9 protein-coding genes are annotated in these 11,862 nt (G+C 47.8%); 3 read left to right on the top strand and 6 right to left on the bottom strand.

What is annotated here, in order from left to right:
• Nucleotides 1–224: 224 nt before the first annotated feature.
• Nucleotides 225–2,120, bottom strand: coding sequence for a PrkA family serine protein kinase (locus HNR77_RS12080; RefSeq protein WP_184184198.1), 1,896 nt, complete (start codon nucleotides 2,118–2,120; stop codon nucleotides 225–227).
• A gap of 358 nt (nucleotides 2,121–2,478) precedes the next feature.
• On the opposite strand from HNR77_RS12080, the gene HNR77_RS12075 reads away from it, so the two are divergent.
• A complete protein-coding gene (locus tag HNR77_RS12075; RefSeq protein WP_184184195.1) occupies nucleotides 2,479–3,348 on the top strand; it encodes a DUF2161 domain-containing phosphodiesterase in 870 nt (289 codons plus the stop codon).
• A 159-nt stretch (nucleotides 3,349–3,507) separates the two neighbouring features.
• Here the strand turns inward: HNR77_RS12075 and HNR77_RS12070 are convergent, their stop codons facing one another.
• The 3 genes from HNR77_RS12070 to HNR77_RS12060 form a co-directional block, all read right to left on the bottom strand.
• Nucleotides 3,508–4,134, bottom strand: coding sequence for an FMN-dependent NADH-azoreductase (locus HNR77_RS12070; protein ID WP_184184192.1), 627 nt, complete (start codon nucleotides 4,132–4,134; stop codon nucleotides 3,508–3,510).
• Between the two features lie 187 nt (nucleotides 4,135–4,321).
• Complete coding sequence (locus HNR77_RS12065) at nucleotides 4,322–5,545, bottom strand: aminotransferase-like domain-containing protein (protein ID WP_184184189.1); 1,224 nt, start codon at nucleotides 5,543–5,545, stop codon at nucleotides 4,322–4,324.
• Nucleotides 5,546–5,661: 116 nt separating this feature from the next.
• Nucleotides 5,662–6,318: a response regulator transcription factor gene (locus HNR77_RS12060; protein ID WP_184184186.1), complete on the bottom strand. Its 657-nt coding sequence runs from the start codon at nucleotides 6,316–6,318 to the stop codon at nucleotides 5,662–5,664.
• A 442-nt stretch (nucleotides 6,319–6,760) separates the two neighbouring features.
• Between HNR77_RS12060 and HNR77_RS12055 the strand changes: the two genes are divergently transcribed.
• Nucleotides 6,761–7,171, top strand: a complete 411-nt coding sequence (locus tag HNR77_RS12055) for a hypothetical protein (protein WP_184184183.1) — start codon at nucleotides 6,761–6,763, stop codon at nucleotides 7,169–7,171.
• Nucleotides 7,168–8,232, top strand: a complete 1,065-nt coding sequence (locus HNR77_RS12050; RefSeq protein WP_184184180.1) for a phosphodiester glycosidase family protein — start codon at nucleotides 7,168–7,170, stop codon at nucleotides 8,230–8,232. Before HNR77_RS12055 ends, HNR77_RS12050 begins: the two co-directional genes overlap by 4 nt.
• Nucleotides 8,233–8,564: 332 nt before the next feature.
• Here HNR77_RS12050 and HNR77_RS12045 read toward each other — a convergent pair whose 3' ends face one another.
• Together HNR77_RS12045 and bglX are read right to left on the bottom strand one after the other, a co-directional pair.
• On the bottom strand, nucleotides 8,565–9,581 hold the full coding sequence (locus HNR77_RS12045; protein WP_111271458.1) for a LacI family DNA-binding transcriptional regulator: 1,017 nt from the start codon (nucleotides 9,579–9,581) through the stop codon (nucleotides 8,565–8,567).
• Nucleotides 9,582–9,683: 102 nt separating this feature from the next.
• Nucleotides 9,684–11,849 carry a beta-glucosidase BglX gene (bglX, locus tag HNR77_RS12040; protein WP_397366645.1) on the bottom strand — a complete coding sequence of 722 codons (2,166 nt, stop codon included), beginning with the start codon at nucleotides 11,847–11,849 and terminating at the stop codon, nucleotides 9,684–9,686.
• Nucleotides 11,850–11,862: the final 13 nt, after the last annotated feature.

The raw sequence follows: 11,862 nt of genomic DNA, 5'->3' as shown, positions 1-11,862 counted from the left end.
ATGGAACCGCCACCTTTCGGAGTTTGTAGGGGTACAAACATTTTACCGAGGTTGCGGTTCTTTTTCTACCTTTTATTGGTTATTCAACACGCGTGGGAAACTATAATAATTATTGTAAAATATTATTTATTTATGGGTCATTCTCAATATAAAAAGGTCCTAAGATTGCTGCGAAGGAGCCTCGCAGCAAATCTACAGGACCTAGTTCGGAATGGTGCAGCAGTTTAGCGGTTAAGCAGACTCCCCACGTACCGCAATAGTTCATTCGCGCTGGCAGCCGTATAACCGTGCTCTTCAATAAGGCGTTTGATCACTTCATTCATACGTTTCAATTGCGTGGCATCCGGTGTCTTCGTAGAGGTTGTAATCTTCACGATGTCTTTCAGATCAGCGAACAGTTTCTTCTCAATGGCTTCCCGCAGACGATCATGACTGCTGTATTCGAACTTGCGCTCTTTACGGGAGTAAGCCGAGATCCGAATCAGAATTTCTTCGCGGAACGCTTTTTTGGCATTTTCCGAAATGCCGATCTGTTCCTCAATAGAGCGCATCAGACGCTCATCCGGGTCCATCTCCTCATCTGTCAGAGGATCACGAATTTTCGACCAGTTGCAGAAGGCTTCGATGTTATCGAGATAATTTTCGAATAATGTTTTTGCAGATTCCTCAAAAGAATAAACGAAAGCCTTCTGCACTTCCTTCTTCGCCAGCTCATCATACTCTTTGCGGGCCAAGGCGATAAAGTTCAAATAACGCTCACGCTCTTCCTTTGTAATGGATGCGTGCTGGTCCAACCCGTCCTTGATGGCACGCAGGATATCCAGCGCGTTAATGCACTGAAGATTTTGCTTGATCAAAGCGCTGGATATCCGGTTAATGACGTAACGTGGATCAATACCGGACATGCCCTCATCCAAATATTCATTTTGCATCTCGCGCAGATCAGCTTCCTTGTAACCTTCAACCTCTTCACCGTCATACATCCGCATTTTTTTGACAAGGTCCATGCCTTGTTTTTTCGTTTCTTTCAATCGGGTAAGTATGCTAAAAATGGCTGCCGTACGCAGCGCATGCGGTGCAATATGCACATGTTTCATATCGCTTTGCTGAATCAGCTTGGCATAAATTTTCTCTTCTTCCGACACCTTCAGGTTATACGGAATCGGCATAACAATCATCCGGGACTGCAACGCCTCATTTTTTTTATTGGAAATAAATGATTTATACTCGGACTCGTTGGTGTGTGCCACAATCATCTCATCCGCGCTGATCAGTGCGAAACGGCCCGCTTTGAAGTTGCCTTCCTGCGTCAGGGAAAGCAGATTCCACAGAAACTTTTCATCACATTTCAGCATCTCCTGGAACTCCATCAGACCCCGATTGGCCTTGTTCAGCTCGCCGTCAAAACGATACGCCCGCGGATCGGATTCCGATCCAAATTCGGTAATCGTGGAGAAATCGATACTGCCTGTGAGATCGGCGATATCCTGTGATTTGGGGTCCGAAGGGCTGAAGGTACCGATCCCTACCCGGTTATCCTCGGAGATAATGACACGTTCCACCCGCACTTTGCTGATATCACCACCATACTCCGTCCGTACTCTCATCTGGCAGGACGGGCACAAATTGCCCTCAATGCGTACACCAATCTCTTTCTCAACTTCGGGACGAAGCTCCAGCGGAATGAGGTGCAGCGGCTCCTCGTGCATCGGGCAGCCTTCAATCGCGTAGACCGCCCCTTTTTCCGTACGTGAAAATTGCTCCAGTCCCCGTTTCAACAACGTTACCAGTGTGGACTTACCCCCACTCACCGGCCCCATCAGAAGCAAAATCCGTTTTCGTACATCCAGACGGCGTGCAGCGGAATGAAAATACTCCTCCACCAGCTTCTCAATGGAACGATCCAGTCCAAAAATCTCCTGCTCGAAAAATTTGTATCGCTTATGTCCCCCGACCTCTTCTACGCCATACGATTCAATCATCTGATACACTCGTGCGTGAGCCGTCATTGCCGGAGTCGGGTCCTCCTTAAGCAGTGCAATATAGTCTTCAAATGTTCCGTTCCATGTCAAACGGTCACTCTCTGCCCGATATTCCGCAACGCGTTCAAAAATATTCATGCTTGGTACCTCCCATGGCTCCTTTAGTGTGATTGTCAACCATTCCGAATGGTATGAAGAAATCAATAGAGTTGCAGCTCCCGCTTGAATACCCTTCTGCGGTCCGGCTTAGTCCCGCTGGTTTGATGCAAACGTCTTTTAAAGATGTGAAAAGTGTATTACATACCTATGCGGCAACTTGGATAAGTTGACCTCTTTTTTTCAAACCTTCGCCCTGATTTTTACGTATGCCCTGTTCTATCAGACCTCTTGCGACCTCAGAAAAAAAAGCATCAATATGCTATAATAAAGGTTCTAATGAAGAAAAGCGGACAATGCCATCAGGCATACACATTATTACAGGAAAGGAGCAGAACGCATGGCTGTACAATATGAAACCGAGCTGTACTCTCCCGTCAAAGCCTTTTTTGAGCAGCGAGGATTCGAGGTCAAGGCCGAGGTCAAGCATTGTGACCTGGTTGGAGTCAGGGCGGATCAGGATGAACCACTCATTGTGGAGATGAAAAAAACGTTTAACCTGTCTTTGCTTCTGCAGGGCATGCAGCGCCTCAAGCTCAGCCCGCTCGTCTATCTGGCGGTAGAGCGTAACCGAAGCAAACGCGGAGCAGTCAACCAGCGCTGGGGTGAGCTGACAGCACTGTGCAGCCAGCTCGGCCTCGGGCTGATCACGGTCACCTTTTACAAAACGAAAGCCCCGCTGATTGATGTCTTATGTGAGCCTGCGGTCATAACAAGCTCAGCCAGAAGTGTTCCGTCAACTCGAAGAAGCGGTATCCGCCGCCAGCGTTTGCTCAAGGAATTTGATGAGCGGAGCGGGGATTACAACACAGGCGGCAGTACAGGCCGTCAGCTGATGACAGCTTATCGTGAAAAAGCGATACGTGTCGCAACTGCACTGAGATCCAGTGGTGAATCCTCACCTGCGGCGCTTGCCCGTCTGACCGGTGTAGGCTCAGCAGCAGCCATTTTGCAAAAAAATTATTACGGCTGGTTCGAACGTCTTTCTCGCGGCAAATACATACTGACGGTCAAAGGCGTGGAGGCCATAACCGAGCATACGCTGATGATACAAAATCAGGGACAGGCAGCCAGCGACGAGCACATATGGAACGTTCATACCGAAATAACCTATGCTGACCCGGATGCTTCTGCGGAACATTCGCTGGACGAGCTTGCTCAGATTGCTGAGGTTTCCGAGCGTTATCTCCTGAACAGTACCAGGAGATGACGCCCACACCCACACCCACGCTCACACCACAAAATATATAGAAAAACATGTCGATACATGTCGGCTGCATCTCCATTTCCATGCCAAACAGCACAAAAAAACGCCTGTCATCTCCTTCGGAGACAACAGGCGCTTTCTTCAATCGATAATTAAAGTGGATTAGAAGCTTGCTGCTACTTCTTTAGCCAGTTTCAAACCAGCTGCCACGATTTCTTGGGAACGATCAGGAGAAGCATTGTGACCTTCTACAACGACAACCTCAGGGTTTTGAATGCCCCAGAAGCCGAGTACGTTTGTTACATAACGAACGGACATTTCAGCAGATGCCATAGGCTCTACAGAATATACGCTACCACGTGCGTTAAGCAATGCTACTTTTTTGTCGCCTACCAGACCTACTGGGCCTTCAGCAGTGTATTTGAACATTTTACCTGCTTGGCTCAGGTAAGAAATGTAGTTCACCAGTGGTGCTGGAACAGTGAAGTTCCACAGCGGGAACGCAAATACCACTTTGTCAGCTGCCAGGAATTGATCTTGCAATTGTGCAGCCAGTGCTGCTGCTTTTTGCTCTTCTGGAGTTGCTTCGATACCGTTAGCTGCTTTGTAACCACCAGTGATTACAGTGTTGCCGTAGTAAGGAAGATCTGTATTGTAGAGATCCAGCTCAGTGATTGTATCACCTGGGTGGGACTCTTTGTATGCGCTAAGGAATGCATCGTACAATTGAACACTAACAGCTTGATCCGCAGGACGGTCATTAGCTTTAATAAAAAGAACATTAGACATGTTGAAATTTCCCCCAATAATTAAAATATATGAGTGCGTATTCTGAACTCGCAACCGTTGCTGCTAGTATAAAGAAACCAACAACTCATTAATTCACATTATATATAAAAATGTTAGTGGATGCAATAACGTAATCTGATAAATTGTGATACAAATTGGATGACAAAGCGAACAACCTGTTACATCGCTAGCTCCGTGCCGTAAATTCCGAGATCGCTTCGCTGATCAGATTCATGCCAAGTAACAGCTCATCACGTCCCGGACGGCTGAAATTCAAGCGGATATACCGTTGATCAAGCGTTCCTGTAGAGCATAATGTTCCAGGCAGAAACGAAACTCCCTTCAACAAAGCTGCTTTGAGCAGCGCCTCACTGTTCAGTCCTTCCGGAAGTTGTACCCACAGATACATTCCACCTTGAGGTATGTTGTAGCTGCACCCTTTCCAGCCAGGTCTCTTCAATAGTTCAAGCATCAGTTTGAGCCTTGTTTTATATTCCCTGTTCAGCATGGATAAGTGATCCCCCCATCGAAAAGGAGACTGCGCAAGCAACTCGTACAGCAGCCGCTGATTCATAGGACTGGACTGTCCGTCTGCAATTCGTTTCAGAGATGTCATGGCCTCAATCAGGGCTGGATGTCCGGCAGCCCAGCCTGTGCGAAGTGCAGGTGCCACTGTTTTGCTGAAGGAGCCAATGTAGAGAACATGTCCACCCTGATCAGCAGTATCAAGTGCAAAGAGCGAAGGGTACTTGTGATAGAACGCAGCGGTCTCCAAACCGTCAAAGTGCAGCTCACCATAAGAATCATCCTCAACCAGCAGAACACCATAACGCGCGCACAGATCAAGTACAGCTTCTCGTCGTTCCATACTCCACAGAATTCCTGTAGGATTGGAAAAGCTGGGTGCAGCAAAAAGCAGCTTCGGTCTGACCTGCTGCATGTGCTGTTCCAATAAATCCGGCAGAATGCCATCCTGATCGCCAAAGACAGGTACAATGGTTGCGCCTTGCATTTCCAATACCTCAAGACAGCCGGGGGACGTAGGGTGCTCTACAAGCACAGAGTCTCCCGGCTCAAGCAGCAGACGCATCACCAGGTCAATTGCTTGCTGCGTGCCTGTCGTCAACAGAATCTGATCGGATACAGTCCGTATCCCTTTACGTACATTCCAATCCTTGTTCAGCCATTCCCTGAGCGGGGGATAACCTGCCGGCTCTCCATACTGCAAAGCAGAAGGGCCTGAACTAAATACAGACAGTGCCGCTTGCTCCAGCAGCTTAAACGGAAACAATTCCTCCGCGGGCAGTTCTTCAGCGAGTGAAATGAAATACTCCTTGCCTGACATATCGCGTATATCCCTCAGCGGTGATGACAAAAGCCTGTTGGTACGGGAAGCAAAGAAATATTTCATGGATAGATCCCCCTTTATTCTATTCCGAAACTGTTCTCGCAGCCGCCCTACAACCTATTCCAGCCAGACACCAAATATACCGGACGATACATGATTGATCACCTGACAAGCGATAATCAGGATACCGTCTTGGACTGCCTTGCATGCAAGGCATAACGTTCGATGGCCTGTGCTCTGCTGCTGACATCCAGCTTCACATAGATTTTACGCAAGTAGTTATCAATCGAGCGTCTGCTCACATTGATTTCACTCGCTATTTTATCATAGGTTACCCCTTGAACAATCCTTTCCATGATAAAAGTTTCCGTTTCTGTTAATTCAACTGCGTATTGTTCCGAAGGAGGTTCGGAAGGCTGACCCCATTCTGCACTATCAAGCCATGACAAAGGAATAGAAACGTACCCTTCCCTGAGCCCGGAGATCAGATGAATAAGTTGGCTCGGGGAAGCCTGTTTGGATAACATTCCGCTGGCCCCGAGGGCCATGAGATGACGAAACAGCTTCACATTGTCTTCATCGGTCAGAATGATGACATGTGTATCCTTTGAAAGCTCTTTGATCCGGGAGATATATTGATCTGCTTGCCCCTCCGGAAGACGGTAATCCATAAGAATAAGATCTGGCTTGTGCAGACTCACCAGGTCAAGACCTTCTGTTCCGGTTGAAGTCATCCCCCGTACACTCAAATCCTGCTGCTCCTCCAAAATTAATTTTGTACCCAGCATGCTGGTGGGGTGGATATCTACGATGACCACCTGCCATACTTTTTTCATTGTGGTTCCTCCTGTTATGTATTGGACAATTGACTTCTGTTAACCATCCATATCCTTTTCGCAGTTCATGCGACAGTCCGAGTATAGATGAAGTAAAAGTCGGATTGTGTCGAATAATAGGAAAATGCAGGTTTCAGACGCTCAAAAGCTCTGTTTCCTGACTGTATCTCACTACGAAAATGCCCAGATAGATACTCTTACATGCCTGAAATAATCAAAACCTAGTATATTTTTCCTGCATTTCTATCTAAAAAAGTCGAAAACCCCGCCCAAAGTTCCTACTTATTGCATCTATAAGAAATTGTATCCTAGGACTTCCTTCCGATGCAATCTCTTTTTATTCTATTATTTAAAGAATTTCATTTTTGCGTAATGAATAACAGCATGATAGAATGAGAATTGGTAATTTTTTAACCTTAATATCAAAACCAGGAGTGATGTTATGAATTTATCCGATCCGTCTTCTGACATCCATCACACCCGGAGCGCCAAAGGCAAGGCTGGATCATCCGTCAAATTGTTTCTGGTCATGTGGATCATTCTCATTGCTTTAGGAGTTGTAGGTACCTACTACTATAGCAACCATCTTCAGCAACAGATGATCAGCAAGCTTCAGGTTCATACACAGCAGCAGATCGATGCTTTGAAAACCGATTATGAAAAGCAGCTCTCTACCATTTCATCCGAAGTAGCCGCATTGCAGGGACAGGTTCAATCCTTCAATGAACTGCTCACTTTTACAAAGGATAATGCGAGCAACAAAACGGATAACAGCAACAAATTATATACCCAACTGAGCGAAGTAAAAAAACAACTGGACGCACTCCAGAAAAAGATGGACCTGCTCAAATGATTACACCCGTCAAACAGGTTAATCGTTTTTTTATGCTTGCGCTCGCTCCTTTCATTGGGTTAATTTTCTGTTTGCTGCTATTACGTCCAGAACTTGATACAGGCACTCTGCTTCCTGCTAACTTGCCTGAAGAGCATGTTACTGCTCAGACCAAAACAATAAGCAAGGAACTGGCAGGAGCAAAAGAGGCCGCGATTCAAACGTCTTCTTCTATTAAAAGAACAACTCAGCTTTATAACCAAACGACCAGTACCATGTCTACTATTGTGCAAAAGGCTTCCGTTCAGGCATCCAGGCCAGAAACGATCTACAACAAGCGGATCACCTCCAAACTTGGTGTGCCATTTGAACGAGTAGACAGCGACCGGATTACGATTGAGATGTATCGAGTCAATCCGGGCACCTATACCGGATATGCGATGAAGGTCAAACTGAAGGATCACAGCGCGATGCAGATGGCATTGAACAGTGAGCCTGGACGATCCGAGACAACGATGCAGGCCGTGAAACGAAGCGGAGCCATTGCGGGTATTAACGCTGGCGGATTCGCAGACAGCGGCGGCAAACGTTACCCTTTGAGTACAACTGTAATGAACGGAAAGTATGTGAACGGTTTTCAAGCCAGTTTCAAGGACCTATTCTTCGTCGGGCTTAACGATGCTGGCAAGCTTGTCGGAGGCAAATTTTTTGATCAAAGCTCCCTGGACCGCTTGCGGCCGCAATTCGGAGCAACCTTTGTACCCGTGCTTATGAAAAATGGACAGAAAACGATTATTCCGGACAAATGGAAGGTATCTCCCAAGCGTGCACCTCGAACCGTCATTGGCAACTACAAGGATGATCAGCTATTAATCATTGTGGTTGATGGATATAATGAAAATGGAAGCTCCGGCGCAACACTGGAAGAGATGCAGGGCAGATTGGCCAAGCTCGGTGTAATAGACGCTTATAATCTGGATGGGGGCGGCTCCTCCTCCCTGATTCTGAACAACCGGGTCATCAATAAACCTTCAGATGGCAATCTGAGACCTGTACCTACCCACTTTTTATTTTACAAATGACAGGGTAAAGCATTCCTTTTCTACCTATTATGGTTATAATAGAAGTAAATGAGGTTGTGCAGGAGGTGCAAAGTGCATGTCGTTTTCACTGACATTCTGGATTATTGCAGTTGTACTAACGCTATTTATCACAGGCATTCTCACTTCATCCTACAACCAAGACAAAACAAAAGGCCTGTAAGGCAAAGCCTCTCCCCGGAGAGGCTTTTTTCATGTCTCCGCATACAGCAAAAGACAAGTCTTGAAAGAACAGCGCCATTCCTCCAAAGCTTGTCTCTTGCTATAACGTTCTAATGTTGACAGGCAGTCACCGGGCGAGACGCCATATCTGATCAATAGCTTACTGCACGTTCACCAGGCATGGACAACAGGGAATCGGCCTGTTTCGGCCCCGTTACAGACTCTCCCTCTACCAAGGTGACATAGATTCGCTCGTGATCTACAGGTTCTCCAGCTATGATCTTAATTAACTGCTCTGCTGCAAGCGCACCCCACTTGCGTTTGGAATAATCGATGCTTGCCAACCTAGGCTGCATGTAATTGCTGAGTTCAATATGGTCAAAGCCTATGACATCAATCTGCCTGCCCACCTTTAATTCACTTTCCGCAAGACGGTCACATAATCCAATCGCCATCTCATCGTTTAGACAAAATACAGCGGCCGGTTCCGTATACGTCTGCACAATCTGATCTGCAGCTCGTTCCCCTCCGCTTTTCTCGAAATCACCGACAATCTCGATCCACTCCACCTCCGCTTCACGCTCTGCTACCTGTCTTACGGCCTTCAAGCGCTGTACCGAGTCAAATGAACCTTCCGGACCCGTCACGACATAGATCTTTTTATGCCCCTTTTCTATCAAATATTCCATCGCCAGTGTAGCTCCAGCCTTGTTATCCAGCAGCACCTGATTAATGTTGGCATGCTCCAGCTCGCGGTCAAGCACAACGATCTTATGCCCTCGATCGGCATACTGCATAAGCTCCTCACTTGCAAACGTATGATCCAGAATGATCGCACCATCAATCATTCTTTCGGGCAACATCCGATGGGACTGCTTGCCGCTGCATACGATCAGATCATATCCCTGAGCATTGCATACCGCCTTCATGCCACTTAACAGATCCCCGTATACATCGCCGCTGAAATCCGTAAGAAACACACCCAGAATCCGCGATTCTCGCTTCTTCAATGTTCTGGCTGCCGCATTGGGCACATAATTCAGCTCTTTGGCAATCGCCAGTATTTTGGAACTGGTCTCATCGGTCACTTTGTTGCTTCCATTCAGCGCGTATGATACGGTCGAGATGGAAACTCCCGCCTTTTTGGCGATATCCTTGATACTGACCATATTCTTCGCTCCTCTGTTATGTTAATCAGGCCTTTCGCTACTGAAAGACCTGATTTTTTAAATATAGCTTATGGTTGGTGTTACACCTTAGAACAAAAAGCTTTAAACGAGCTTAAACGTACGGCTCTGTGTATCGTTGCTATTTGGTCCTACCATAATACGGAACTCTCCGCGATCACTGCGATATCCAAGATCGGCATGGTGGTAACGGAGCTGGGTCTCAGACAAGGTAAAGGTCGCTGTTCCACTCTCACCCGGCGCAAGAGACAGCTTCACATAATCTTTCAACTCACGCATCGGACGAACGACATCACCGCTCACATCGCGAACATAGAGTTGAACGGTCTCCACACCATGACGATCACCGGTGTTTGTTACAGAAACCTGAACAGTCAGCGGATTGCTTGCCGTCATCTCTTCAGCCGAAACCTCAACGTCACCATATACGAATGAAGTGTAAGAAAGACCGTAACCAAACGGGAACAGCGGTTCATTGACACTATCCAAATACTTGGAAACATAACGATTCTCGGTGTTATCCGGGTTGATTGGGCGACCCGTATTAAAATGATTGTAATATACCGGCACTTGTCCGACCGATTGAGGGAAAGACATCGTAAGTCTGCCTGATGGATTCACCGCGCCTGTAAGCACATCAGCAATAGCTGCCCCACCTTCACTACCAGGGAACCAGGCTTCCAGCACAGCATGTGATTCATGCACCACTCCGTGCAGGTCTAATGGACGACCGTTAAAAATAACACTGGCAATCGGTTTACCCGTTGCCTTCAGCGCTTGTACCAGCTTCAGCTGCGCTGCTGGCAGACGAATATCTGTCCGCGATCCAGCCTCCCCACTCATCTCGGAATCCTCACCGAGCGCAAGCACAATCACATCCGACTGATGTGCAACCTCAAGCGCTGCAGCAACCTGCTCGTCCGTAATCGTGTGTACATCACTGCCCTGCGCTGTTCGAACCGTACCTTGCGGCAGACGTTCCTGAAGTGCAGTCCCCAGCTTCACTGCATCAGCCTTAACGCCTTCACAAGCCCACCAGCCGAGAATATCCTCACTTTGGGCAAACGGTCCGATTAACGCAACGTTTGCACCGGGCTGAAGCGGTAGAACCTGCGCTTCATTTTTCAGCAGTACAGCGGACTTCGCGGCAAGTTCCCGCGACACCTCACGATGTTCCTTGGAGAAAACAATCTCGCGTTCACGTACAGGGTCAGCAGCGCGGAACGGATTATCAAACAACCCCAGCTTGTCTTTGAGCTGCAGAATTCGCAGCACCGCTTCATCCACTAGCCGCTCCTCCAATTCACCCTTCTGAATCAGCTCTGGCAGATGATTAACATAACATGGTGTCATCATCTCCATATCTACACCTGCACGAATAGCACGATATGCTGCCTCACGATCGTCTTCTGCCGCGCCATGGGCTATCATCTCGCGGATAGACGCCCAGTCAGAGATTAACACCCCGTCAAAGCCCCATTCATCACGCAGAATGCCGCGCATCAACTTCTCGTTACCGCTGGCCGGGATACCGTCAACCGTATTGAAGGATGTCATCACCATCTCCACACCTGCATCCAGTGCCGCCTTATATGCTGGCAAATAATACTCCCGAAGCTGACGCTCGGACATATCCACCGTGTTATAATCACGACCGCCCTCAGCTGCACCATACGCTGCGAAATGTTTGACACAGGCCGCAAGACGATCCACTTCTTCCGTCAGGTTGTCTCCCTGATAACCGCGTACAAAAGCAGCAGCGAACAAGCTGTTCAGATACGGATCTTCACCCGTTGTTTCCATTACACGGCCCCATCGTGGATCACGCACCAGGTCAACCATCGGTGCAAAGGTAACATGCAGCCCGGATACCGCAGATTCACGTGCCGCAATCTCGGCGCTTTTCTCCGCAAGCTCCAGATCCCATGAGCAGCCTATTGCCAGCGGAATGGGAAAGATCGTTTTGAAACCATGCACCACGTCAGCCATAAACAGCAGCGGGATGCCAAGACGACTTTTTTTCAAATAAGCTTGCTGCACATCCATGATGGCCTGTGCTCCGGACAATCCAAGAATCGAGCCACTTGCGTTGACCGATTGCTCTGTAATACCCATCTCTTCCATCGGCCCTGTAATCTGACCCTGTGTATCTGTTCCTTCATAGAAGTTGGCCGTCAGCTGCAGCAGCTGGGCTACCTTCTCCTCCAGCGTCATCTGATTCACCAAGTCCATCAACTGCTGATTATTCACGTAACCATCCTCC

This window comes from Paenibacillus sp. JGP012, from assembly GCF_014203995.1.
Classification (GTDB): domain Bacteria; phylum Bacillota; class Bacilli; order Paenibacillales; family Paenibacillaceae; genus Paenibacillus; species Paenibacillus silvae.
The sequence above is the reverse complement of the archived record's forward strand: the minus strand, read 5'-3'. Positions and strand labels throughout refer to the sequence as shown.